The sequence below is a fragment of the Acinetobacter sp. NIPH 2699 genome (genome assembly GCF_022549355.1).
Lineage (GTDB): Bacteria > Pseudomonadota > Gammaproteobacteria > Pseudomonadales > Moraxellaceae > Acinetobacter.
In genome coordinates this window covers 74,160-98,997 of the sequence record NZ_JAKZGL010000012.1, presented here as the reverse complement: position 1 = coordinate 98,997, position 24,838 = coordinate 74,160, and the positions used below count along the sequence as shown (strand labels likewise).

The 24,838-nt window shown below is 40.2% G+C and carries 22 protein-coding genes; 8 read left to right on the top strand and 14 right to left on the bottom strand.

Features of this window, described 5'->3' with window-relative positions; translation table 11 throughout:
• On the top strand, window positions 1-189 hold a 189-nt coding region (locus tag MMP72_RS12095), incomplete at its 5' end, for an FAD-dependent oxidoreductase (protein WP_241317617.1).
• Between the two features lie 159 nt (window positions 190-348).
• Window positions 349-660 (top strand): hypothetical protein, encoded by a 312-nt coding sequence (locus MMP72_RS12090; protein WP_241317615.1) that lies wholly within the window; start codon window positions 349-351, stop codon window positions 658-660.
• A gap of 65 nt (window positions 661-725) precedes the next feature.
• Here the strand turns inward: MMP72_RS12090 and MMP72_RS12085 are convergent, their stop codons facing one another.
• The gene (locus MMP72_RS12085; protein WP_241317613.1) at window positions 726-1,337 is read right to left on the bottom strand and encodes a glutathione binding-like protein; all 612 of its coding nucleotides are present in this window, start codon (window positions 1,335-1,337) and stop codon (window positions 726-728) included.
• 238 nt (window positions 1,338-1,575) lie between these two features.
• Entirely contained in the window at window positions 1,576-4,032 is a 2,457-nt protein-coding gene (locus MMP72_RS12080) for an ExeM/NucH family extracellular endonuclease (RefSeq protein ID WP_241317611.1), read from the bottom strand.
• 183 nt (window positions 4,033-4,215) lie between these two features.
• Between MMP72_RS12080 and trmB the strand changes: the two genes are divergently transcribed.
• Complete coding sequence (gene trmB / locus MMP72_RS12075; RefSeq protein WP_241317609.1) at window positions 4,216-4,932, top strand: tRNA (guanosine(46)-N7)-methyltransferase TrmB; 717 nt, start codon at window positions 4,216-4,218, stop codon at window positions 4,930-4,932.
• Between the two features lies 1 nt (window position 4,933).
• Here trmB and MMP72_RS12070 read toward each other — a convergent pair whose 3' ends face one another.
• The 5 genes from MMP72_RS12070 to MMP72_RS12050 all read right to left on the bottom strand — a co-directional run bounded on the left by MMP72_RS12070 (window position 4,934) and on the right by MMP72_RS12050 (window position 9,325).
• Window positions 4,934-5,713, bottom strand: a complete 780-nt coding sequence (locus MMP72_RS12070; RefSeq protein ID WP_241317607.1) for a Rossmann-like and DUF2520 domain-containing protein — start codon at window positions 5,711-5,713, stop codon at window positions 4,934-4,936.
• An 83-nt stretch (window positions 5,714-5,796) separates the two neighbouring features.
• Window positions 5,797-6,366: a hypothetical protein gene (locus tag MMP72_RS12065; protein WP_241317605.1), complete on the bottom strand. Its 570-nt coding sequence runs from the start codon at window positions 6,364-6,366 to the stop codon at window positions 5,797-5,799.
• Between the two features lie 202 nt (window positions 6,367-6,568).
• The gene (locus tag MMP72_RS12060) at window positions 6,569-7,801 is read right to left on the bottom strand and encodes a dihydroorotase (protein ID WP_241317603.1); all 1,233 of its coding nucleotides are present in this window, start codon (window positions 7,799-7,801) and stop codon (window positions 6,569-6,571) included.
• Window positions 7,802-7,813: 12 nt separating this feature from the next.
• Window positions 7,814-8,830 carry an aspartate carbamoyltransferase catalytic subunit gene (locus tag MMP72_RS12055; RefSeq protein WP_241317601.1) on the bottom strand — a complete coding sequence of 339 codons (1,017 nt, stop codon included), beginning with the start codon at window positions 8,828-8,830 and terminating at the stop codon, window positions 7,814-7,816.
• Between the two features lie 120 nt (window positions 8,831-8,950).
• The gene (locus MMP72_RS12050) at window positions 8,951-9,325 is read right to left on the bottom strand and encodes a hypothetical protein (RefSeq protein ID WP_241317599.1); all 375 of its coding nucleotides are present in this window, start codon (window positions 9,323-9,325) and stop codon (window positions 8,951-8,953) included.
• A 275-nt stretch (window positions 9,326-9,600) separates the two neighbouring features.
• Between MMP72_RS12050 and rlmKL the strand changes: the two genes are divergently transcribed.
• On the top strand, window positions 9,601-11,805 hold the full coding sequence (gene rlmKL / locus MMP72_RS12045) for a bifunctional 23S rRNA (guanine(2069)-N(7))-methyltransferase RlmK/23S rRNA (guanine(2445)-N(2))-methyltransferase RlmL (protein ID WP_241317597.1): 2,205 nt from the start codon (window positions 9,601-9,603) through the stop codon (window positions 11,803-11,805).
• 13 nt (window positions 11,806-11,818) lie between these two features.
• Here the strand turns inward: rlmKL and MMP72_RS12040 are convergent, their stop codons facing one another.
• Together MMP72_RS12040 and clpB are read right to left on the bottom strand one after the other, a co-directional pair.
• Window positions 11,819-12,253 (bottom strand): hypothetical protein, encoded by a 435-nt coding sequence (locus MMP72_RS12040; RefSeq protein ID WP_241317595.1) that lies wholly within the window; start codon window positions 12,251-12,253, stop codon window positions 11,819-11,821.
• A gap of 168 nt (window positions 12,254-12,421) precedes the next feature.
• On the bottom strand, window positions 12,422-15,001 hold the full coding sequence (clpB, locus tag MMP72_RS12035; protein ID WP_241317592.1) for an ATP-dependent chaperone ClpB: 2,580 nt from the start codon (window positions 14,999-15,001) through the stop codon (window positions 12,422-12,424).
• A gap of 264 nt (window positions 15,002-15,265) precedes the next feature.
• Here clpB and MMP72_RS12030 point away from each other — a divergent pair, with 264 nt between their 5' ends.
• On the top strand, window positions 15,266-16,066 hold the full coding sequence (locus MMP72_RS12030) for a M23 family metallopeptidase (RefSeq protein ID WP_241317590.1): 801 nt from the start codon (window positions 15,266-15,268) through the stop codon (window positions 16,064-16,066).
• 61 nt (window positions 16,067-16,127) lie between these two features.
• Here MMP72_RS12030 and MMP72_RS12025 read toward each other — a convergent pair whose 3' ends face one another.
• Window positions 16,128-16,550: an OsmC family protein gene (locus MMP72_RS12025; RefSeq protein ID WP_241317588.1), complete on the bottom strand. Its 423-nt coding sequence runs from the start codon at window positions 16,548-16,550 to the stop codon at window positions 16,128-16,130.
• 147 nt (window positions 16,551-16,697) lie between these two features.
• Here MMP72_RS12025 and crp point away from each other — a divergent pair, with 147 nt between their 5' ends.
• Both crp and MMP72_RS12015 read left to right on the top strand, forming a co-directional pair.
• Window positions 16,698-17,405: a cAMP-activated global transcriptional regulator CRP gene (gene crp, locus MMP72_RS12020; RefSeq protein WP_005196588.1), complete on the top strand. Its 708-nt coding sequence runs from the start codon at window positions 16,698-16,700 to the stop codon at window positions 17,403-17,405.
• A 210-nt stretch (window positions 17,406-17,615) separates the two neighbouring features.
• Window positions 17,616-18,392 carry a M48 family metallopeptidase gene (locus MMP72_RS12015; protein WP_241317586.1) on the top strand — a complete coding sequence of 259 codons (777 nt, stop codon included), beginning with the start codon at window positions 17,616-17,618 and terminating at the stop codon, window positions 18,390-18,392.
• Window positions 18,393-18,455: 63 nt separating this feature from the next.
• Here MMP72_RS12015 and MMP72_RS12010 read toward each other — a convergent pair whose 3' ends face one another.
• The 4 genes from MMP72_RS12010 to MMP72_RS11995 all read right to left on the bottom strand — a co-directional run bounded on the left by MMP72_RS12010 (window position 18,456) and on the right by MMP72_RS11995 (window position 24,167).
• A complete protein-coding gene (locus MMP72_RS12010) occupies window positions 18,456-20,183 on the bottom strand; it encodes a biotin carboxylase N-terminal domain-containing protein (protein ID WP_241317583.1) in 1,728 nt (575 codons plus the stop codon).
• Window positions 20,176-21,762, bottom strand: a complete 1,587-nt coding sequence (locus MMP72_RS12005; protein WP_241317581.1) for an urea amidolyase family protein — start codon at window positions 21,760-21,762, stop codon at window positions 20,176-20,178. The genes MMP72_RS12010 and MMP72_RS12005 overlap by 8 nt, the downstream gene beginning before the upstream one ends.
• 35 nt (window positions 21,763-21,797) lie before the next feature.
• Window positions 21,798-22,556, bottom strand: coding sequence for a 5-oxoprolinase subunit PxpA (locus MMP72_RS12000; RefSeq protein WP_241317579.1), 759 nt, complete (start codon window positions 22,554-22,556; stop codon window positions 21,798-21,800).
• A gap of 681 nt (window positions 22,557-23,237) precedes the next feature.
• On the bottom strand, window positions 23,238-24,167 hold the full coding sequence (locus MMP72_RS11995; RefSeq protein WP_241317577.1) for a lauroyl acyltransferase: 930 nt from the start codon (window positions 24,165-24,167) through the stop codon (window positions 23,238-23,240).
• Between the two features lie 396 nt (window positions 24,168-24,563).
• On the opposite strand from MMP72_RS11995, the gene MMP72_RS11990 reads away from it, so the two are divergent.
• Window positions 24,564-24,740, top strand: a complete 177-nt coding sequence (locus tag MMP72_RS11990; RefSeq protein ID WP_241317575.1) for a hypothetical protein — start codon at window positions 24,564-24,566, stop codon at window positions 24,738-24,740.
• The last annotated feature ends 98 nt before the right edge of the window (window positions 24,741-24,838 follow it).

Here is a 24,838-nt window from a genome sequence, read left to right as displayed (position 1 = left end):
GACAGTACAGTTGAGTTAAGCAACCGTGGTGAGATTATGGTGAATGATCGTAATGAAACCAATGTCAAAGGTGTGTTTGCTGCGGGTGACTGTACCACTGTGCCTTATAAGCAAATCATCATTGCCACTGGTGAAGGTGCTAAAGCATCACTCTCTGCTTTTGATTATATGATTCGCTCTGGTGTTTAACACAATATTAAAAAAGATGTGCACGCACTTACATTTTTAAACCTAAGTGCGTGTTTTTACAAGTTATCAACAAATATTCAACTTTATTATCCCCTTATTTTATGTTTATATTTTGGCTATCCATCGTTATTGGATGCCACAACAAAAGGAAATATGAAAATGAATAAATTACTTGTTGCTTTAGGTCTCGCTGCTACCGTTGCTCTTGTAGGCTGTAATAAAGATAAAGCGCCTGAAACAGGGGCTACAACTGGCGAACACTTAGAGCATGCTGCTGACCAAGCGGGTCATGATGTTGCAACTGCTGTCGATACTGCTGCTGATCAAATCGATGCTGCTGCTGATCATACTGCAACTGCAACGGCTGAAGCTGCTGCAGAAACTGAAGCTGCCGCACGTGAAGCTGCTGCAAATGTAGCTGGCGCTGTTGAATCAACCGCTGCTGATGCAAAAGAACAAGCTCAACAATAATCTGTTGAGATTAAAAAAGCCTCTATCATTGATTGATCAGAGGCTTTTTTAATTCTGCGGAGAGATTAAGACAAGAGTCCCTCATCACGCATTGCAATTTGTACAGATTGACGCTCAGCGACTTTATTACGCAAAGCGACAATATTGATATAAGGACTCAAGTCATGTTCGATATGATTTGACCAATTGGTAAGCACAAACAAATATGCATCTGCTGGGCCAAAATTATCATCCACTAAATAATCATATTCAGATTCAGCTAAATATTGGTCGATATATTTAAGCAAACGATTGACTTCAGCATAAGCTTTGGTCTTTTCATCATCAGTTAATTTACCACTGAAAAATACAGCATAAGCATCATGCAGTTCAGAGTTCAAATACCCTAACCATTCGAGGACTTTAGCTCTTCCCATACCTGATGGCGGAATTAAATCTTGTTTAGGGTCATGCTGAGCCAAGAATGGTAGAATCGCAACATTCTCAGTTAAAATTAAACCCGGATTAATTTCTAAGGCTGGAACATAGCCTTTTGGATTGATTTCGTAATAATCAATACCTTTCTCAGTTTTGTGGGTTTTTAAATCAACGCGTTCTAAATCAAAATCTACATTTATTTCATTTAAAATAATATGTGCTGCCAATGAGCAAGCACCAGGTGAATAATACAACTTCATGTTTGATCCTTGTTATCTAACTCTTCTGTTCTAAAACGCTTTATCAAAATTTGCAAAATCTGTTTTTACAAATTTGTCAGTAAAAGTAAAAATACCGAATAATTTGACTATTAGTGAAATTTCATTATTTTGCAAGTGCTCTTATGTCAAATTTTTATCGTGATCGTATAAGTCCTGTTCAAATAGATTCTTGTCAGAAAAAGAGCAGCTTATTTTTCTGCTCTTTTTCTCAGTCTGATTATAATTTTGCTTTTCTTGAGCGCATTGAATAGCCAACTAAACTCAATAATCCAAAGATAGAGAGCCAGCCAAAACTACCCGATGAACTTTTGCGATGAGATGCTTTAGGCGCTTCATCCTGCAAATCTAAATCCACAATTACAGGGTCGTGATCCGAAGAACGATATGGGTCTTCTGCAAAGAATAAAGCTTTTTGCTCATCAGTTTTATATTCTTCGTTGTAATCCAATACCGTTGGTTCATCGGCATTGATATGCCAAGCAAAGGCTTTTTTCACTTTGCTATACAAATTGGCATCAGCAATGGCATGATCTAGATTACCCGCACCACCATAACCATCAGCATTACTCGACACGCCAAATACATAACTATAGGCTTGCTCACCCTGTCCTATCGTTTTGTCATTGAGTAGAACTTTATAGTTGGCTTTTTCTAGTGCCAAAATTGGATCTTCTTTGGCATAACTGTTCATATCACCTAAGAGTAAAATATTAGGTGTTTCAACTTGCGTTGGGTTTTTAGCTATCCATTGAATCAATTGTTCGACAGCCTTGATCCGTGTTGGATTCCAGCAGCCTTGACCATCATTCTGATCAGCATCTAAAGACGTTGCACTTACGCCTGAACAACTTTTAGATTTAAGGTGATTTGGAATCACGGTAAACATCTGCTTGCCTGACAGTGGCTGAAAAGTTTGTGCAATCGTGGTTCTGTTTTTATCACCCAAATCAAAGACCACTGGTTTATTGACAGGCTTAACTCGTTTACTGTTATAAATGATGGCAACAGCAATCGCATCTGTGCCTAAACGATCAAGATTTTCAGGAACCACATATTTCCAGTCAGCGCCTAATGAACGAGTCAAATAAGCAATGGCACTATCGTCGCCATAACCATTGTTGGCGATTTCCATCAAACCATATACATCAGCATCAATTGCACGTAAGGCACTGACAATCTTGCGGTGCTGTTTATCAAATTCTGCTTGTGTTGTTGCGCCACGTTCTGTTGGAAAACCATCCTTACCATTATCATAGTTCAATACATTGAATGCGGCCGTACGAATCAATTTATCATCCTTTGCATTCACACTTGGTCGTGATGGCGTTGCTTTGATAATCGTAGGAAGATTAGCTCCCTGAACGGGTTGAATACGCCATCCATTAAAACGATATTCTAAAATACCTTGTACATTTTCAAGTTGATCGCCAACACGTAGCGTATTGCTTGCACTAAAATTTTGTGGCAACCAAGGCGTTCTATTTTGATTATTATAGCCATCATCCAAAATCACTTTTGACAATAGATTTTTTTGCGCTAAAGCTTTGGCTTCTGCGGATAAGGATGGGTATAGATTTGTTGGGATAAATAGTCGCCCAAGACTCAATGATAATTCACCATATCGACCATAATTATAGTTTTCACTAATCGTCAATGTCTGTGGTAATTTCACCAGCATGCCTTGATACTGCTGTGGTGAATGTCCTGTTGCCATTAAACTATTAAAGGGTAAATCAATCTCTTTAGGCTGAATTTGACTCAGCATATTGGTACTACAGGTTTGAATATCTTGCTGTATCTGATCAATTTGAAGTTGATTTTGATAAGCGGTTAAACGACCACGGAGGATGACCTCCTCACCAACCTGACCACCTTTAACTGTGCTACTTGCTGGAATATAGACAAAGATCGCATTACTCACATTGGCTTTTGCTTTGCTATCTACGGTTTGTACATAGAAACCTGAAAAACCATTGTTATAACGGTAGTCGGCAGTAATCACCCCACGTACTGTATAGTTTTGATCTTGGGCTACTGTATTTAGATCCGCAATTGCTGTATCTGAACTAGAACAACTGACTGTCTCGTGTACAGGTGGTGTCGTTGTAGAACCTGATAAATTAGAAAAATCATTACGATCCGTCCATGCTTTCCATACACTGTCTAAATCAAAACTCGTCGTCGGGTCAATTTCTGTCACTGTGTTTGTAGTTTGTATTCGGGTAAAACTATTGCCCTTACTCGAAACAGCACTTCCCCAACCTGCCGCAGGTTGCTCACCGATTCGGCCAAAACGGTCAACGACCTTTCCTTTATGCAAGAGAACCACAGCATCATCGCCATTAAATGATAAAGCTGCAACTTGATTGACCTGTGAACCAAGCACCTCTTGTAAAGCAGTATGTCCAACCAAAAACCGTGCTTTACTGGCCAACGTACCTTGTAGTTGAAAAGCCACTGTTTTCGTCAATAGACCATTATTAAACTGCTGAATTTCATAGTCTGATAGATTCGCACTGGTCGCATCTGGATTGTAAATTTCCAAACCTTTTTTATTACTACTTCCATCGACATATTGACTAAACATCAATTGCGCATGTGCCATAGAAAATGGCGTCGAAGCCCCCAGTAAGCCCAAACAAATTGCGATAGAGTGAAATTTAAATGTTTTCATAACTTTTTACTTAATGTTCAAATCGCCATTAGCCTATTCAATCTCTGTGACAACGAGATGAAGGATTTCTTACAACTTTTCCCTCATCTAAAAAAGTTCAGCTAAATAAAATCATTTAAAAGTTTGACTTGACCACATGAACACTTAAAATACGGCATTTCTATATTTATATCTCCAGAATTCATGTCAAACGATCAGTTAGAAACGCAAATTACGGAACTCGACAATTTGCCTGAGCACCGTGAAATTGTGACGTTTATGCGTCGTTCAGCTCCGCTCAATACTTCACAACGTACTGCGTTGGAAGATTATCGTGATTTAATTTTGGAATATCCTGTTGGTGATTTACGTCAGCACTTTGAACATCCTGAGCGACCATTAACCGTAGAAATTGGTTTCGGCATGGGCCGTTCTTTAGTTCTTATGGCGAAAGCCAATCCTGAGCGCAACTTTGTCGGGATTGAAGTACACATTCCTGGTATTGCTCAATGTGTATTTGAAGCTGGCATGGCTGGTCTAAAAAATCTATTTGTATTAGATGCGGATGCGATTCAAGTACTCCGCGAAATGCCAGATAACAGTATCGACTGTGTACAACTTTACTTCCCTGATCCTTGGCAGAAGAAACGTCATTTTAAACGTCGTTTTGTGATTCATGAACGCATGCAATTGGTCGAGCAAAAGTTAGTCCTTGGCGGTACCTTCCACGCAGCGACAGACTGGGAACCGTATGCAGAATGGATGCTTGATATTTTAGATAATCGTCCTGATCTGGAAAATTTAGCAGGTAAAGGCAATAGCTACCCTCGCCCAGACTGGCGTCCAGTGACAAAGTTTGAACGCCGTGGGATTGAAGCGGGTCATAAAATCAATGATTTTATTTTTAAGAAAATAAAGTAAATCAATCGGAGTGATGGCGTTTATAAATACCATCACTCATCAAGCTATATACGTCTTCCAAATCTGGTCGATGGGATTGAGATAATAACGCTTGATGCATGGTTAAAATATTTTGATCGCCACGCATTGCTGGCCCAGTTTGCATTTGCTTTGGGTCAGTACTCGTTGCTTTGTTCGCTGTTTCTAAAATCAATGGGAATAGCAAACTGAAATCAACCTGTTCCGCATCTACAACCTGTTTTGCCATGTCATAACAATAATTACTAAAATTACATGCGAATACCGCAGCCAAATGTAATGTTTGGCGCTGCTGAGAGCTATATTGATAGACTCGTTGACTTAGGCTATTTGCCAAATCTGTGAGTAAAAATAAATCTTCCTGCGTTACGGCCTCTACAAAGAGTGGTGTTGCTAACCAATCGACTTCTCGCTCAAAACTAAAGGTTTGTAGAGGATAGAACACACCTACACGTGAATATTTCTGCGCGACCACAGATAAATTGGTACTTCCCGAAGTATGCACGATCAGACTTTTCGGCAAATAAGTTGTGATAGATTCCACAACATCCACGATCACTAGATCACTAACAGCAACAATCACCAAGTCTGTTTGTGTATTGAGTTGATCTGCACGATCAATCGCTTGTGCATTGACCTGTACTGCTAATTGTTGTGCATGCTGTAAATTGCGACTAAAAACTTGAACAATCTGATGCTTTGATTGAAATGCCTTTGCTAAATGTGTAGCGACTCGTCCTGCACCGACAAATGTGATTCGCATAAACTCTATCTAAAAAAATAATTGCCCGAACTCTAAGCATGCCAATAAAAAACACCTAAATCAATCAACAATAACAATGCTGACTATTTACTTATCTGATAGAGCCATAACAAAGAAAAACTTGCAAATACTAAGGCAAAAAATGGAAAGGCTCTGGGCTGTTTCAAATCTGGAGGCATGACAGGCAAAGATAAAATAGGAGGCGCTATGCTTGCTTTTACAACGGGCTGATCTAAGCACAGAACTTCATTGATCCAATTGGGTAGTAGTGCATCAATTGACTCTTTATGCTCTCTGAGATAATAAATAATACTCATCGTATCATTGCCCACCTCATTTGAAAGCACCGCTAAACTTTTAGGAATCGCCCGATTTAAGGTTTTTTCTACTTCACTCGCAGGGACTCTGCCTGCAGCTAGTCGTAAAAGTAATGCGTTTTTTACTTGGTCATTTTTTTCAAATAGATCATAAACTGAAGGCGTGAGTTTTTCTTTTAATTGATCAACAAGTTCTGGCTTAACTAAAAATCTAGACAAAAGAATTGGATAAAATCTTGATAAAACATCATTTTTTTCATTTACCAAGCTGGTTTGATCATTCACAATCACCGATGAAACTTTCTGTTTAAGTAACTCCATTGGATTTATAGGCATTGTATTAACTCCAATAATTCAAATGATTTATATCTCTTTTTTATAATTTTATGCAAAATAAATCTCATTTCATTCTGTTACTTTAATATAGTTTTTATTGTTTTCATCTATTTTTTAAAATTTAAATACAATATATATACATCATTTTTTAGACAGCAGAGCAAGCCCATTAGAAGGCTTACTCTACTCACGTTGATTATACTTAGGCAAATGTAGTGATGACTTTACCTGTCAACTGCTGTCCAAGTAAGGGTGTGTTCTTACCCTGTGAAATTATTTCTTCTTTAGAAACAGTCCACTGCAACTCTGGATCGACCAACACCCATCCTGCTTCTTGCTGCCAACGGTCTGTTATATTAGCAACTTGTGCAGGAATTGAAGTGACCTTTTCAACCCACTCCAAGGGTTCAAATACACCTTCCTGAATAAGTTGAACACCTAATCCAACATAGGTATCAAAAGCAGTAATACCTGATTGCGTTTCCTCGAACGGCGCTATTTTCGCCGAGCTGCTTAATGGTTCGTGATGGGTACAAATCGCATCAATCACCCCCTCTTTAACAGCTTGACGTAATAACAGCTTATCTTGTTCAGAACGTAAAGGCGGACGTACATGCGCCAGTGAGTTGAAACCATCAATCAATTGTTCAGTTAAATGCAATTGATGCATCGCAACATCCGCTGTAACAGGTAAGCCTTTGGCTTTTGCTGCACGAATCAATTCAACAGATGCACCACAAGACAATAAACCAAAGTGAGCTTTCACCCCTGTCGCTTCGATCATCAAAAGATACTTTGCGATTGCAACCGTTTCAGCGATTGCAGGAATCATCGGTAAACCTTGACGCGATGCAATAAAGCCTTCGTGAACACAACCATCTTTAGCGATTTGTGGTTCTTCAGCATAGAACACCACGGTTAAGCCCAAACCAGCAGCATACTCAAGCGTACGAATCACAACATCATCATTTTCAAAAGCAGCATTGGCATTGGAAACTGCCGTACAGCCACCCTTTTTTAACCCAGCCATATTCGCAGGCTGTTTGCCATTTAAACCTTGCGTTTGTGCGCCAATGATTTGCAAATAAATACCGCCATCAAGCTGGGCTTTTTCAATCAGGCCATGAATCAACGCACCATTATCTTGCACAATCGGCTTTGAGTCTGGTGGAGTAATCACATGCAAAATACCATTGGCACGTGCAGCCTTACCTTCTGACTTTAATGTTCCATGCTGCTGTTGCCCCGGTTCACGTAGCCGAGCACAGAGATCCACCATGGTTGGCATCAGCCATTTATCCTGACCATTAATGGTTTCATCAACCTGTTCAACCGCATCGATCAACTTACCATTTTCGATATAAACCGTTTTGACTTGATCAGTTTTCTGAATTGGATCTAGCACACGGACATTTTCAATTTTTACAATACTCATGTGATCTATCCCTTACAGCGCAATCGCGTCAATCAAACCTTGTTCTTGTAATTGCCCTTGCATCGCTAGTGCAAGCACCGCCATACGCACAGCAATACCATTGGTAACCTGTTTTAGAATCACAGATTGATCACCATCAGCAACGCTTGAATCAATTTCCACCCCACGATTCATCGGACCGGGATGCATGACAATACAATCTGGTTTAGCCAAAGCAAGGCGTTCTTTATTTAAACCGTACATTTTGTAAAATTCTGATTGTGATGCTAAGGCTGGTGAATCAATCCGTTCATTTTGAATACGCAACGCAATAATCACATCACAGTCCGTGACACCAGCATTCATTTGATTAAATAAGCGTACATGTTCACCATATTCGTTAAAACCGACAGGTAATAACGTATTCGGTGCAATCACACGGATGTCTTTACAACCTAAAGTCTGCAATGCTGCAACATTAGAACGTGCCACACGAGAGTGCTTAATATCGCCAATAATCGCCACACTCAGTTGCTCAAAAGGCTTTTTGGTCTCACGGCGAATGGTCAACATGTCCAACATCGCTTGAGTCGGGTGCGCATGACGACCATCGCCCGCATTGATAATCGCAACATTCGGGCAAACATCTTTGGCAATAAAATGTGCCGCACCAGAAGATGAATGACGAACCACAAAAATGTCCGCAGCCATCGCTTCTAAGTTCCAAAGCGTGTCACGTAAGGTTTCACCTTTTGAGGTACTTGAACGTGCAATATCAATATTCAAGACATTGGCAGATAAACGCTTTGCCGCGGCTTCAAAGGTGGTGCGAGTACGAGTCGAATTTTCAAAGAAAAGATTCATCACCGTCAGCCCTTCTAATAACGGACGGTTGATCAAATTATTATTGTCATCTAAAAAGCTTTGCGCTGTATCTAAAATCTTGGTCAGGCTTTCCTTGGAAAGACCCTCAATGGTTAAAAAGTGCTTTAAATTTCCTTGTTGATTCAATTGAACCTGACTCGGTTGATGCAGGGCTGCAATATGCATAAAGGATTCCTATGGGTCGAATCACCAAAACTTGCATAGTGTAGCCCAATTCTTGGGTTTTCGCAGAACAACTTTCCACCATTTTGTTGCAGATAATTAGAGGGTTGCAACAAATTCTATCTATCGCAATGCACCAATATAGTGATGTGAAACCTGAGCCTCATAAATTTCCTCTGCCGTCACCTCACTAGAATAGACATCCAAGGTCTCAACGCGCTCACTTTCTAGCCTATCTTTTTGCTCTGGCACCTCGACAGCCTTGGATTCAGGATATAAATCAATGAGTGGAGTTAACCGAGCGACATAGCGCTCCAACTCTGCATCTTGAGTTGCCAAAGCAATATCAACAATATGTTTGGCATATTCCTTGTTACCGACCAGATACATCACATCAATCACACGACTCGATACACGTCTCAAACGTACATACATTTGAGTTGCGATCGTGAAAGCTTCAGCATTGATCATCACATCATTAGTTATATTCTCTTTCATAGATCCCCCACAATTTCCCCATTAAACTGCTTAAATTTCATCAGCTCTCAGAAAAATAAGTTGCTGATGATCTACCAATGATTTAGCAAAATATGTACCAACTATTAAAATTATTTATAAATATGAAATCGATCACCTAAAGCATCCTCTCGAACCCAAACTCAAAAAAAGCTTTTAATCGATGATAAAGCTGACAATCACACAAATATGCACCGACAGAACTTATAAAAATCGGTTAAAATATGCGATTGCTAAAATCGCTTTTGGAAATTTGAATGAATTCAACACAACGTCTTACAAGCTACTGGGTAACCTGTGCGGATGGACTTGAAACCCTACTTCAACAAGAACTGGAAAGTTTAGGTGTTCAAGACATCCAACGTTTTGCTGGACGTTTAATTTTCCAAGGTACGCTTGAGCAAGCTTATCGTATTTGCATGTGGTCACGTCTTGCTTCACGTGTCCTGTTACCGATTCATAAACATGAGCTTGATTTTACTCATGATGCGCGCGATGTTGCGGAAGAACTTTATGAAGGTGCGATTAGCTTCGATTGGTCTTTAGTTTTTGCACCACAAAGTACCTTCGCTGTACGTCTGCATGTTGAACGAGATATCAAGGTCAATACTCAATTCGCAACCTTACGTGTGAAAGATGGTGTGGTCGATTCCTTTATGGAAGCCGTTGGAAAACGCCCAAGTATTGATATTAAGCAGCCTGAAATTACACTTTATGTGTTAGCAGGAAAAACTGAACATACCTTCTGTCTCGACTTATCAGGCGATTCCTTGCATAAACGTGGCTATCGTCACTTTATGACTGATGCGCCCATCAAAGAAAACCTCGCCGCAGCTATTTTACAAAAAGCACAATTATTACAATATCAACCAGATATCATTCTTGATCCTATGTGTGGTTCAGGGACATTTATTATTGAATCACTGATGATCTTAACCGATCGTGCACCAGGTCTTGTTCGCCGTTTCGGTTTTAATGGCTGGCACGGACATGATCGTGAACTGTGGTTAGCGCTTAAAGCTGAAGCAACCGAACGTCATGAGAAAGCATTAGAACAACCGCTTCCGAAGCTCTACGCCTACGATGCAGACTGGGAGGCAGTCAAAGCGACGCGTCTGAATATTATTGCTGCTGGTTTTGAAAGCATACTTGATCAAATTCAAATCGAAGAACGCACCTTAGCCGATTGGGATGATTTCCACGCTGAAGGCAAAAAAGCCTTTATCGTAACCAATCCACCTTATGGTGAGCGTTTAGGTGATAAAGCCTCTAGCCGTTCATTCTACTTGGGTTTATCTGGATTATTACAAAAGAATTTTCCAAATCAACCTGCTGCCGTGATTGCTGCACAAATCGAACAAGCAGATGTACTTGCAATCAATGATCCGCAAACTTTACGTTTGATGAACGGTAAACTACCGATTTACATTCGTTTTGGTACAATCAAACCAGCAAGCGTCACTCAACCATTTTTAGCAAATTGGCAACCTCTACAATTTGAAAAGATTGAAGGTGCTGAGGACTTTACCAATCGTTTGCAAAAAAATATGCAAGCATTGAAAAAATGGGCTGTCAAAGAAAATATCTATTGCTTACGTCTTTATGATGCTGATTTACCAGATTTTAATATTGCAGTCGATCTATATGGAGATAGATTGCATGTACAAGAATATGCTCCACCCAAAACCATCGACCCTGAAAAAGCCAAAAAACGTTTTAATCTAGGACTCGCTGCAATTCGCGCAGTAACAGGACTAAATCGTGATGCCATTTTCATCAAAACACGTGCTAGACAAGCTGGAACAACCCAATACAGCAAGCAAAGCACGGCTTCTAAACGTTTTATTGTGCAAGAAGGCAAAGCACGAATTTTGGTAAATTTAACGGACTATTTAGATACAGGCTTGTTCTTGGATCATCGCCAAATACGTTTAAGAATCGCCCAAGAAGCTCGCGGCAAACACTTCCTAAATCTGTATAGCTATACCTCAACAGCAAGCTTACATGCCGCTTTAGGTGGTGCAGCCAGCACCACAAGTGTTGATTTATCCAATACTTACCTAAATTGGTCTAAAGAAAATTTTGTGCTGAATGGGTTAACAGTTGATCATGCGGATGAACAACACATGTTCTTCGCTAGTGATTGCTTTGAATGGTTAAAAGAAGGTCATGAACAATACGACTTAATCTTTATTGATCCACCGACCTTCTCTAACTCGAAAAAGTTTTACGGTACATTTGACGTTCAACGAGATCATCTCTCGCTCTTGAAACGTGCCATGAATCGCCTGACGACTGAAGGTACTTTGTATTTTTCTAACAACTATCGCGGTTTTGAGTTGGATGAAGAAATCGAAGCAATGTATCAGATTGAAGAAATCACCTCTGAAACCATTGGCTTAGATTTCAAACGCAATCAAAAAATCCATCGTGCATGGAAAATTCAACATCACGCAGTATAAGTAAAACTGACCATCACCGTTCTTTCACATGAATGGTGATGGTTCCATGAACATTGTCATTGGAATCAAATTCATACACTACAAAACGATCTGAAGCTTGAGTATGCGGTTTTATGCTTGCAACCTTTTTCTCTCGTGGGTCAGTCACTTTGGTTTTCTTTTGTTCTTCATGAGGCGATAGCACACTATCGAGTAGTGTACTAATCCTGACTTCACGTAAATAACGATCACTCAAGGCACGTTGAGCTCTCCAACGTTCTGCCTCAGGTTTTAACGCATCTTGATTGGCTTTGATAATAATACTCGGCAAAGTATTGTTTGCTAGTCCTGTTTGTAGTGCGAGCGTTCCCTCTGACATCGGTTGAGCAGTCCACCCGATTGAAGAAGGTAGAACCATCATGCACAAAATTACACAGATACTTGCGTAATGATGTTGCTTATTTTCCATTGCAATTCATCCTGAATCTTTTTCTTATTTGTTCTGAAACTATCAAGTTTTTCATCAAGTCGCAATGTTATTGCAAAGATTCCTTAAGAAATCAGACAAATTGCAGCAAAACAAAAAAAGATGGTGATTTTCATCACCATCTTTTGATCTCATTATTGAAATTTCAACTTAACTCAGTTTGATTTTATCAAAGACCAGATGACCATTTTCAGCTTTAATCAAAATGTTATCACCTGCTTGAAACTCACCAGATAAAATTTTCTGAGCTAAACTATTTTCCACTTGTTGCTGAATTGCGCGTTTCAATGGACGCGCACCATAGATTGGGTCAAAACCAGCATCAATCAGCAAATCAAAAGCAGTGTCATCCACAGTTAAGTCCATATCACGATCGCTCAAACGTGAACGTAAACGATCTAGTTGAATGTCTGCAATGCCACGAATCTGCGATTTTTGGAGTGAGTGGAAAATCACCAGTTCATCAATACGGTTAATAAACTCTGGGCGGAAATGCTGACTAACAGCACTCATCACCACAGCACGCATCTCACCATCCGTTGCACCCTCACCCAGTTCACGTACATCTTGTGAACCCAAGTTCGAGGTCATCACGATGACCGTATTCTTAAAATCAACCACACGCCCTTGTGAATCCGTTAAGCGACCATCATCCAAGACTTGCAATAAGATATTGAAGACATCTGGATGTGCTTTTTCAACTTCGTCAAATAACACCACACTATAAGGTTTACGTCGAACTGCTTCCGTTAGAACACCACCTTCTTCATAGCCAACATAGCCTGGAGGCGCACCGACCAAACGACTGACTGAATGTTTTTCCATGAACTCACTCATATCAATACGAATCATGGCATCGTCACTATCAAATAAGAAGTTTGCCAATGCTTTGGTCAACTCAGTCTTACCGACACCTGTCGGTCCAAGGAACAAGAATGAACCACTTGGACGGTTCGGGTCAGACAACCCTGCACGCGAACGCCGTACAGCATTGGATACCGCCACCACCGCTTCATCTTGCCCAACCACACGATTATGTAAGAATGATTCCATATTCAGTAGTTTTTCACGTTCACCTTGCAACATTTTCGAGACAGGAATCCCTGTTGCAGCGCTCACGACTTCAGCAATTTCATTCTCCGTCACTTTGGTACGAATCAACTTCGGCTCTTCATTTTCCTCAGCAACTTCCGCTTGCTCCAAACGTTTTTGCAACTCAGGAATAACCCCATATTGCAAACGTGCAGCTTCAGCCAAATCACCTTCACGCTTGGCTTTTTCCAATGCCATTCGTGCTTGGTCTAACTCAACCTGTGCTTTTTTATCACCTTCAACCAGTGTTTTTTCAGCTTTCCAAATCTCTTCCAGATCATTGTATTCTTTTTGCTTTTCCGCAATTTGCTGCTCAAGATGATTCACTTCTGCTTTACTGCCAGCATCTTGATCTTTTTTCACGGCTTCTAATTGCATCTTCAATTGAATCAAACGGCGATCAAGTTTATCTAAAGCTTCTGGTTTAGAATCGATCTCCATTTTAATACGTGAAGCTGCCTCATCAATCAAATCAATCGCTTTATCAGGCAACTGGCGATCCGTAATATAACGATGTGACATTTTCGCTGCCGCAATAATCGCAGAGTCTAAAATCTGTACACCATGGTGGGTCGCATACTTCTCTTTTAGACCACGTAAAATCGCGATGGTATCTTCAACACTCGGTTCATCGACCAGCACTTTTTGGAAACGACGTTCAAGCGCAGCATCTTTCTCAATGAATTGACGGTATTCATCTAAAGTGGTCGCACCAACACAACGTAATTCACCACGCGCCAATGCAGGTTTCAGCATATTCCCCGCATCCATTGCACCATCACCTTTACCCGCACCCACGAGCGTATGTAACTCATCAATAAATAAGATGATCTCACCATCATGTTTAGCGAGGTCTTTCAACACCGCTTTGAGACGTTCCTCAAATTCACCACGGTATTTTGCACCCGCAAGCAATGAACCCAAGTCCAAAGAAAGTACGCGCTTATTCTTTAAGCTTTCAGGAACTTCACCATTGACGATACGTTGTGCCAAACCTTCAACAATCGCAGTTTTACCTACCCCAGGTTCACCGATGAGCACAGGGTTGTTTTTGGTACGACGTGATAACACTTGAATGGTACGGCGAATTTCATCATCACGACCAATCACAGGGTCTAATTTTCCAGCCAATGCTCGTTCATTCAAATCAATGGTGTATTTATTGAGTGAGTCACGTTGATCTTCGTGGTTATTACTCATGACTTTGTCACTTCCTCGAATATTTTCAATAACTTTACGTAAATTTTCTGGAGTTACACCAACACTATTTAAAATGGTTTTGGTTTCACCTGTTTCAGCCAAACCCAGTAATACCCAGTCTGTTGATAAAAACTCATCACCTGCTTTTTGAGCATAACGGTCAGCTAAATTTAAGGCCTTAACTGCCTCTGGGTTGAGATTGATATCACCTGTAGGATTTGCCAAAGTTGGGGCATTTTGTATTGCTTGCTCCAGTTTTTGCTTTAATTCAGGTAAACGGGCACCCGCTTGTTGCAACAAACTTAAATTGGCAGGTTCTTCGAGTAAAGTCGTTAGAATATGAATCCCTGCAATCGCAGTATGATCTTTACCCATTGCCAATGATTGTGCATCTGAGAGTGCTTGCTGTAAGCGGTTTGTAAATTTTTCAAAACGCATTCTTGTTATTCCTCACAACAATTTTTTAACTTACCACTAAGATGGGAACGCTTTTTAAAATTTCAAATAAAAAATTTATATATTTTTCAAACTCTTATTAACAATAAAAGAGATAAAACTCAATCATAATATGGGTGTATAAACAATCTATTTCAAGTATATTTTGTAGCATTTTTCTATCGAGTCTGATTCACACAAATTACTTATTGTGATTTTGCAGCGGAGCTTTTAGCCTATATATTTACGTTCATTAAAATTGTCATTATGTATTTAAAAAGAATATTCCTTGCCACGGCTTGCTTGCTCCCTGTTCATCTCGCTTTTGCCCAACTGCCCCAAGACTCAAGACGGGCTGGCGGGATCGCGGTTATTCCACTCACGGCAAATACAACACAAGTCTTTTATGAACAAAAACCCGTGTTGCTGAGCCAAGAGAATGGGCAACGCTATGCTATTTTTGGCATCCCACTTTCTACACCCGTCGGTACATTGACCTTAAACACCAATAACAGCCCCATTCAAATTGAAGTTAAGCCCTACAAATACGCCGAACAGCGTTTAACTATTAAAAATCAAGATCATGTCAATCCCAATCAAAGCCAATTAGAACGCTATGCGCGCGAAGCTAAAGAGCAAAATGCGGTTTACACCTCATATAACCAAAGCACATGGCAAAGCTTTCCCAAATTTATTGTCCCCACCTCAGGTAAGTTTAGTAACTCATTCGGACGAAAACGGTTTTTCAATGGTGAAGAACGTGCGCCGCACTCTGGTTTAGATATCCCTGCTCCTGTCGGACAAAAAGTTGTTGCTCCTGCAGATGGCATTGTTGTGCAAACTGGAGATTATTTTTTTAATGGCAAGACCGTTCTGGTTGATCATGGACAAGGCTTAATTAGCATGTTTTGTCATCTAAGCAAAATCAATGTAGAACAAGGACAAGTCATTAGACAAGGTGAAGTACTGGGGCTGGTCGGTAAAACAGGACGAGTGACAGGCGCACATTTACATTGGGGAATGAGTTTAAATAATGCTCGGGTAGATCCACAGCTATTTCTTAAATAAGAACAAAAAAAAGTGATCTATCAAAATAGATCACTTTTTAGAAAGACTTAACAATAAGAGCTTATACAGCTCCTAAAATTTCAAAATCATGGGTGATTTCAATACCACCATCAGACAGCATTTTACTGGCTGAACAATATTTTTCTGCTGAAAGCTCAACTGCTTTTTCAACTTGTTTGGCTTTTACTGCATTACCTGTCACAATGAAATGCAAATGGATTTTAGTGAAGACTGCGGGGATTGTGCTCGCTCTCTCAGCTTTTAATTCACATACGACATCCGTCACATCTTGTCGAGATTTCTTTAAAATGGTCACAATATCAAACGAAGCACACCCACCAAGTCCCATTAAAATCAACTCCATAGGACGTGGACCACGGTTTTCACCCCCATATTCGGCAGAACCATCCATCACTACACTATGGCCACTTTCTGATTTTGCCTCAAAAGCAACATTCTCTAACCAATGTACACTTGTTTGCATTGCAACTACCTAAAAAACGTTATAAATTTACTGTGTTCTTGTACACTAACATAAAATGAGTTGATAAGGAATTTCATCTCTTCTGTGTAGAAAAAGCTCAAAATGAGCCTGTGCGATCGGTTTTATCCAAATTCGGAAATTTTAAGCATGACTTCAAATTTTTCACAACTTAGCACTGATGCTTTGTCTCCAGGCCAACTACCTGAATCTGTAAAAGCATTGCTAAAACGTGCTCATATTAATAGATATCCTAAACGCACGACGATTGTTGACGCTGGAATGGAGTCAAGATCACTGTATTTAATTTTAAAAGGTTCTGTGTCGATCATACTACGCGAAGATGATGAGCGTGAGATTGTCGTGGCCTATTTAAACCCTGGGGATTTCTTTGGTGAAATGGGGCTGTTTGAAACAAACCCTCAACGTACGGCTGAAGTACGCACTCGAGATGTTTGTGAAATTGCAGAAATTACGTATGACAACTTTCATGAACTCAGCAAACAGTATCCTGATCTGAGTTACGCTGTTTTTGCTCAACTTGTGCGCCGCCTTAAAAACACAACACGTAAAGTTACTGACCTTGCATTTATTGATGTTTCAGGTCGTATTGCACGTTGCTTAATTGATTTATCTTCACAACCAGAAGCTATGATTCTACCGAATGGTCGTCAGATTCGTATTACGCGCCAAGAAATTGGTCGTATTGTTGGCTGTTCACGTGAAATGGTTGGTCGTGTACTGAAAACACTTGAAGACCAAGGTATGATTCAAACCGAAGGTAAAGCAATCTTAATTTTTGATGCTTCTTTAGAGGAAAATACGTTTCCTGAAGAAGAGTTTGATGATGAAGACTAAACTTATCTAATCTTCACCTCATCTTATAAAACAAAGCCAGTGTAAAAACACTGGCTTTGTTTTATAAATGAATAACAGACTCTATGTAGATATGATTACATAATTACTATGATTATAGAGCGAATCAGAATGTTAAGACGGATCAACATTTTTTATAATTCACCTTAATTACGACTATACTCATAAGATACTGATTTGGAGAGAATAAGTATGAATAAGTTAGCTTTGAGCCTTTGTGCCGTCACTGTAATGACAATATCGGGCTGTGCATCTTTCGCAGAAATGGCTGGCGCAGATAGCGCAACCTTAAATGCTCAATCTGCACAAGGCTTCAGCAAGATGACTCAGGAAGCTCGTGCTAAAAATCAGCTTGATACCAGTTCAGCTACTTATCAACGCATCAATACCGTCTTTAATCGTTTAAAACCACATGCAGATAAAATGAACCAAACAGGTCAACGTTTTGACTGGCAGCTCGCTGTATTAAAATCAGATACAGTCAATGCTTATGTTGCACCTGGTGGTAAAGTTGTGTTCTACACAGGTATCGTAAATAAGCTTAATCTCACCAATGATGAAATTGGTGCAATCATGGGTCATGAGATGACTCATGCTTTAGAAGAACATGCAAAAAGTAAAATTGGTGCGCAAGCGCTTACGAACTTAGCCATTGGTATTGGTACCAGCTATGCAGGTGCCAACATCGGTGAAGCCGGTAATGCTGCAATTAATTTGGGCAGTCAAGTCGGTATTGGTTTGCCTTATTCACGCAACCTAGAAAGCCGCGCCGACTATGGTGGTTTAATGCTGATGGCTCAAGCGGGCTATAACCCCAATGCAGCCATTACATTATGGGAAAAAATGAGTCGTTTAGATGGTCAGGGTGGTTCTGCATTCTTATCAACGCATCCATCAAACACTCAACGTATCAGCGATATGCGTAAAAACTTACCAGCAGCAATGGCCATTTATAATAACCGTCGTTAATCACATACAAGCCATTAAATTCCAATAGGAGGTTAATGGCTTTTTAGTATCAAGAACCCAAATTCAAACAATTTCTGCAATCTTCATATCCGCATCAAACATTTGATTTACAGTCACTAAGTTTTTAATTTTACCTGTTCGATGCGCGATGACGGGCACTTCCATTTTCATTGCTTCCATCGTCGCAATAACATCACCCTGCTCGACTTGAGCATTTTCTTGCACCGCCCAACTGCTCAACGAGCCATTGATTGGCGCTCTAACAGCATTTTCGTTCTGTAATGACTGCGGAGTCTCGGTAGATAAATGGCTATCCTGAACACTTACCATTTTCAGCAATCCGATAGGTAACCCCACTTGATGAAGCTTGCCATCAATCTCAATGGTATAGCGTTGTAATACAGGTAATTCTGATTTTTTACTGCGTTGATGTGTTGCACACTCAGATTGAAACTGCTGCTCGATCCAGCGCGTATGCACGTTAAACGCATCAACAAAGTCAGGTTCTGACAAGATTGCACGATGAAATGCTAAAACGGATGCAATCCCCTCTAGCTCAAAATGGGCAACTGCTCTTTTAGCGCGCTGAATGGCGATCTCACGTGTTGCACCCGTCACAATCAATTTTGCCATTAAAGAATCAAAATGACTCGAAACAAGACTTCCTTGGGTGACACCTGTGTCTAAGCGGATACCAATCCCCGAAGGTGGATTAAATCGAGTAATTTGACCAAATGTCGGAATAAAACCCCGCGCTGGGTCTTCTGCATTGATACGAAACTCAATCGCATGTCCTTGTGGTTTTGGTGTTTCTTGAATAGAAAGCGGTTGACCTAGAGCGATTCGAATCTGTTCAATCACCAGATCCATCCCAGTCGTTTGCTCAGTGACAGGATGTTCAACCTGTAATCGTGTATTGACCTCTAAAAAAGACAGTGTGCCATCTTGACTCAACAGATACTCTACTGTGCCAGCGCCAACATAGTTGGCTGCTCGACAGATATCGACCGTGGATTGTATTAATTGCTGATAAATATCGTCATCAACAAATGGTGCAGGTGCTTCTTCTACCAATTTTTGATTACGGCGCTGTAAAGAACAATCACGAGTTCCAACCACCACTACATGTCCATGTTGATCAGCAATCATTTGGGCTTCCAAATGTCTGGGCTTATCTAAATACTGTTCAACAAAACACTCTCCACGGCCAAAAGCCGCTTGGGCTTCTCGCACTGCGGATTCATATAAATCAGCGACTTCATCAAGCTGCCGAACCACTTTTAAACCGCGTCCGCCACCACCATACGCCGCTTTAATCGCAATAGGCAAACCGTATGTTTGTGCAAACGTCAGCGCTTCATTGGCAGAGCGAAGTGGCTGTTCAGTGCCCTGAACCAACGGTGCTCCAACAGCTTGTGCAAGCTTACGCGCTTCGATTTTATCGCCTAATATTCTCATACTTTGAGGCGATGGTCCGATCCAAATCAAGCCTGCATCTATAACAGCTTGCGCAAAATCAGCACGTTCAGACAGAAAACCATAACCGGGATGAATCATGGTCGCTTGGCTTTGTTTGGCAATATTCAAAATTTTATCGATATCGAGATAGCTTTCTTTCGCTGTTTGTCCAGATAATGCCCAAGCCTCGTCTGCAAGTTTTACATATAAACTCTCGATGTCATCGTCAGCATAAACCGCCACGGAGTGAATACCTAAGTCTTTACATGCTTGAATAACCCGAACAGCGATTTCCCCGCGATTGGCAATCAACAACCGATGTTGCTTATACATTTTCTTTGATACCCATAAAGTCTGAAATTTTGCGAAATTGGATATAACATCCTGCTGCAATTTGAGCGATCAAATCAAGATGATAGGGTGTAACAGCAGCAATGACTGGATACCCTCCAGTGATCGGATGGTCATTCATAAACAAAACTGGCTGCCCACTCGGTGGAATCTGTATCGCCCCAGTGCAACAGCCTTCACTCGGCAACTCTTGATTGATCTGACGTTGTAAGGACTTATCGCCAGCGAGCCTTAATCCAATGCGATTGCTGTCCGCAGTCACTAACCAGCGTTGACCAAGCAGTAGATCAATACTGTCTGGCGTAAACCAATCCACTCGAGGTCCCAGCATAATATCCACCACAATCTGATCACCCACTTTTGGCAAAGGTGATACTGGTAATTGATTTAAATCTACTGGCTGAGTTTTTAATTGAGCAGAGTGAATCTCATCTCGCACTCTTATAGGTGCTGCTCCCAATTCAGCCAAGGAATCGTAACTGGCACTATTTAAGACGTGTTCGACGGCTACACCGCCACGAATAGCCAGATAATTACGAATCCCAGCCTGAGGCGATGAAATATAAATCTCATCTCCCTGATCTAAGGCGATCGGTTGATATAACAGTTGTTTAACTTTATAGGCATTCGCATATGTCACCCATAGTTCTGCGTCTGCACCTGTAACAGCAATGACCGTCTCTTTCATCACTTTCAAGTGCAAACCACCATTGAGGATTTCCAGAACTGCGGCATTTTTAGGATTACCCACACATGCGTTAGCACCATAAAATGCGCCCCGATCCATTGCACCTGCATGACCAACGCCTAGTTGAGCAACATTTTTGCGCCCTTCATCTTGTACCAACACTTGCAAACCGACATTTTTCACAGTCAACACCACAGGGTTTTGCTGTGCTTGGGTAGAAATAGATCGAGTAGAAGGCACCGCAACTTGAGTCGGATGCTTGCTAATATCTTTAAAAATCACTTGATCACTTGGCAACAATAAAGCAGCTTGCTCTCGATAAACATCCCACATCGCTTGATCTGTATGGCCTATTAATTGCCATCCACCAGGACTATCTTTCGGATAAATACCACTATACTCACCTGCCAGCCCCACTGAACCTGATGTTATTTTTTTTCGTGGTGAGGCTAAGCGTGGAATACTTCCAAAAGGATGGTCTGGACTGACCAAATAAGCGAACCCAGGTGCAAAACCAATAAAGGCAACCTGCCAACGACTATGCGTGTGTTTGTGAATCACTTCATCCACACCAATACCCAAATATTCTGCTACATACACTAGATCAACACCGTCATAGCACACATTGATGGTGACTTCTTTGCTGGTGTTTGCAGCATATTGATCTATTTTTTGCGACGAAATCCAACTGATCAGTGTTTTAGCATCTATAAAAAGCACATCGAAATGGACCAATATAGTACGTGCGGCTGGGATCAGTTCTTGAATATAAGGATATTGGGTCTGTTGTAAGAAATGATAGGCAGCGATTGTTTCCTCTAAACTCGAAAATTCAACAAGAAAGCAATTCAGATTGACCGATAAAAATCGCATACCATTACTCTTTTATTTAATAAGCATAAAAGCATTTACATGCAAAAAGCACGTACTTCAATTTGATTTTCAGTTAAGGCTTGGCGGATCACTGTCGCAAGTTGTACAGCTCCCATGGTATCGCCATGCAAACAAATCGTGTCTGCTTGGATGGGCGTAAATTTTCCCTCAATAGATTCAATTCCACCCTTTAGAATCATATCAAGAACACGTTGAGCCACAATCTCGGCATCATGTAAAACAGCTCCAGTTTCATGACGAGAAACTAAACTACCGTCATCATGATAAGCTCTGTCGGCAAAAGCTTCTGATACCACTGACAAACCTTGCTTTTGAGCAAAATCAATCAAAGGCGAGCCAGCCAATGCCACCAAGGTTAAGTCCGCATCAAATTGTAAAATGGCATCAATCACCGCTTGGGCTTGATTTAAATCTGTCGCGATAGTGTTGTACAAAGCACCATGAGGTTTGACATACCGCACTCGTGTTCCTGCAACGTGCGCTAAGCCATGTAAAGCCGAAATTTGGTAAAGTACATCTGCAAGTAGTTCATCGTAAGATAAGGCCATTTTGCGCCGACCAAAACCCACCAAGTCTGGATAAGCAACATGTGCACCGACATTTACATTGAATTGGGCAGCTTGTTTTAATGTTTTAAGAATATGAAGCGGATCGCCTGCATGAAAGCCACATGCAATATTCGCGCTACTCACAATCGGAAGAATTTGCTCATCATTGCCCATGCTCCATGAGCCATAGCTTTCGCCTAAGTCGCTATTTAAATCAATATGCATAATGACCTTATATTTTTAATTTTCCAAAAAGCAGGTTGACTTAACCGCCCTTCTAAAATGCTAACAGAAAAAGCGATTGAAAATCTTTAGATCCTGTTAGATTTTATCGTAAATGAATGCTTAAATTCTGGATCTATATGATTTTTACTTGACTACATGTATTTATTTTAAAGTATTAAATTGCAGTTGTTCTAATTTTAACTTATCTCGGTTTTTTATAAAAAAACCCACCAAAATAAGGTGGGTTTCATGATCGGCATGATGCGATCTCATGCTTTGCGCTTATAATTTGAACCTGACGATTATAGCTCGACGAAGGCTAAGTTAAAGGAATACGCTCACTCTCTTTTACTGCTCAAATATTACCGTATCGCCTACGGATTCGATCGAAAACAACTATAACATAGTTTTAAAGGCTTAATTTTAAATTAAAAAATATGACTTACTTAACATATTTTCCACCTTGAATTATATCAAGTTTAATTCCAAACAATCTCGATAATTAAAAGCTCAATGTATAATAAACGCTTTAGTTGAAATCACTTTTGCGCAAAAAGCCTGACAAATCATCAGGCAACGCCCCAGAAACAAAAATTGCACTTATATATTGGTAATAACAAGATAAAACTCCGCGACCTTTATAAGAAAATCTTCTTTTTTGGATCAGCTCAGCTTCAGTTTTTAATACACTTTTTCCTGTCCTTCCAATCTGGTTTTAAAACGTCGATGAAACCACATATATTGAGTCGGATGCGTTCTGATTTGATTTTCAATTATTAAGTTCACTCGAGTCGCATCTTCCACCTCATCAAGACTCGGAAAGTTGTCTAAAGGTGGTTCCAACAAAATGTGATATTGGGGATTTCGAATATCACCTTCACGATAAAAGAATAAAGGGATAGCGAATGCCTTTGTAATTTTCATCAATCGTCGATGCGCTGTTAATGTTGCTGCCTGTACCCCAAAGAAAGGCGCCATAACCCCTTGTTTCAATCCAAAATCTTGATCTGGGCTATACCAAATTGCATTGCCATTTTTCAAACTATGAATTAACCCTTTCATGTCATCTTTAGAAATCTGATTCTTATAAATCGTAGCTCGACACCTACGGATCAACATATCTAACAAAGGATTATTTTGTGGGCGATAAACGACATCAAAATCAAAAAAGCAACTGCTTACATAGCCACCAGCATCTAACAAGGTGGTATGACTACTTAACAATAAAACACCTTTCCCCTGTGATTGATGAAGATGCTCTAATCCATGGATATGTATCCGTTTTTTAAACCAACTCGGACAATACCAAGCGTTCAATGCTTCAAAAAGACCCAACATCATATTTAAAAAGACTTGTTTGGCATCTTGTTGTATCTCAAGTTCACTTTTATCTGGAAAACAGAGTTCTAGATTTCTAATCGTCGTTTTACGTCTCGATTTTAGATACTTCCATGCAAGTTTAGATAAACCTTCCGCTAATCGCCATTGGATGCCCCAAGGAAGAATGGCAAATAGCATCAAAACTAATATCGCTATCCATATCCCCCAATATTTAGGCAATAGAAAAGACCATTGAAACTTACTTGCCTCATGGTGTCGTTCAACATTCATAGCGGATAGCTTTTTAAAGAAAATCCAGCAAGCCTAGCACATATCGTTTTTTAATGTTTTTAATTCTCGTATACGTGTTGATTCACATTCTCAAATATTTGCTGCGTTATTCCAATAAACCACGATGTGCATGCACATATAAAAATATTCCATAGCAACACCACATAAAATATTTGTGTTCTTTGTGTACAGCACTTGCGGACACTCGGTTCGTCTTCTTTCAATTAAACCATTAGATTCAATGGGTAATATATAATTGATTTTATTAGCGAAATATCATGTCGATATAAACACTTCCCCGCGCACATATCTCCACATATCGGTCTCATAACTACCTTAGTGTAATCAATCCAAGTCTGTACCATGAAAGCTCGATAACGAATGAAGAAGATAATAATGTCAGGTTTCAAAAGTTTTTCTCAAAAAACCACCAGTGATGAAAATACTAAACAAGTTCAAGCGAACGAACATTCACAAGTAAATTCATCTGCCGAAACAAAACCTGATAACGCACCTAGTCCTGAAGCCGAACAGACTGAACATAGTGAAAAAGCAGATCCAAATAACAAATAAGCGATTTTCGGCAAAGTTTAAGGCTCATTAGACCTTGTCGCACAAAAGATGAATACAATAACCCCACCTAAATTTGGTGAATTTCAAACTCAACTTGA

Bases quoted from the DNA above. Each gene is read 5' to 3' on its own strand.
- MMP72_RS12090 (WP_241317615.1), top strand. From the start codon at position 349: ATGAATAAATTACTTGTTGCTTTAGGTCTCGCTGCTACCGTTGCTCTT.
- MMP72_RS12085 (WP_241317613.1), bottom strand. From the start codon at position 1,337: ATGAAGTTGTATTATTCACCTGGTGCTTGCTCATTGGCAGCACATATT.
- MMP72_RS12080 (WP_241317611.1), bottom strand. From the start codon at position 4,032: ATGAAAACATTTAAATTTCACTCTATCGCAATTTGTTTGGGCTTACTG.
- trmB (WP_241317609.1), top strand. From the start codon at position 4,216: ATGTCAAACGATCAGTTAGAAACGCAAATTACGGAACTCGACAATTTG.
- MMP72_RS12070 (WP_241317607.1), bottom strand. From the start codon at position 5,713: ATGCGAATCACATTTGTCGGTGCAGGACGAGTCGCTACACATTTAGCA.
- MMP72_RS12065 (WP_241317605.1), bottom strand. From the start codon at position 6,366: ATGCCTATAAATCCAATGGAGTTACTTAAACAGAAAGTTTCATCGGTG.
- MMP72_RS12060 (WP_241317603.1), bottom strand. From the start codon at position 7,801: ATGAGTATTGTAAAAATTGAAAATGTCCGTGTGCTAGATCCAATTCAG.
- MMP72_RS12055 (WP_241317601.1), bottom strand. From the start codon at position 8,830: ATGCATATTGCAGCCCTGCATCAACCGAGTCAGGTTCAATTGAATCAA.
- MMP72_RS12050 (WP_241317599.1), bottom strand. From the start codon at position 9,325: ATGAAAGAGAATATAACTAATGATGTGATGATCAATGCTGAAGCTTTC.
- rlmKL (WP_241317597.1), top strand. From the start codon at position 9,601: ATGAATTCAACACAACGTCTTACAAGCTACTGGGTAACCTGTGCGGAT.
- MMP72_RS12040 (WP_241317595.1), bottom strand. From the start codon at position 12,253: ATGGAAAATAAGCAACATCATTACGCAAGTATCTGTGTAATTTTGTGC.
- clpB (WP_241317592.1), bottom strand. From the start codon at position 15,001: ATGCGTTTTGAAAAATTTACAAACCGCTTACAGCAAGCACTCTCAGAT.
- MMP72_RS12030 (WP_241317590.1), top strand. From the start codon at position 15,266: ATGTATTTAAAAAGAATATTCCTTGCCACGGCTTGCTTGCTCCCTGTT.
- MMP72_RS12025 (WP_241317588.1), bottom strand. From the start codon at position 16,550: ATGCAAACAAGTGTACATTGGTTAGAGAATGTTGCTTTTGAGGCAAAA.
- crp (WP_005196588.1), top strand. From the start codon at position 16,698: ATGACTTCAAATTTTTCACAACTTAGCACTGATGCTTTGTCTCCAGGC.
- MMP72_RS12015 (WP_241317586.1), top strand. From the start codon at position 17,616: ATGAATAAGTTAGCTTTGAGCCTTTGTGCCGTCACTGTAATGACAATA.
- MMP72_RS12010 (WP_241317583.1), bottom strand. From the start codon at position 20,183: ATGTATAAGCAACATCGGTTGTTGATTGCCAATCGCGGGGAAATCGCT.
- MMP72_RS12005 (WP_241317581.1), bottom strand. From the start codon at position 21,762: ATGCGATTTTTATCGGTCAATCTGAATTGCTTTCTTGTTGAATTTTCG.
- MMP72_RS12000 (WP_241317579.1), bottom strand. From the start codon at position 22,556: ATGCATATTGATTTAAATAGCGACTTAGGCGAAAGCTATGGCTCATGG.
- MMP72_RS11995 (WP_241317577.1), bottom strand. From the start codon at position 24,167: ATGAATGTTGAACGACACCATGAGGCAAGTAAGTTTCAATGGTCTTTT.
- MMP72_RS11990 (WP_241317575.1), top strand. From the start codon at position 24,564: ATGTCAGGTTTCAAAAGTTTTTCTCAAAAAACCACCAGTGATGAAAAT.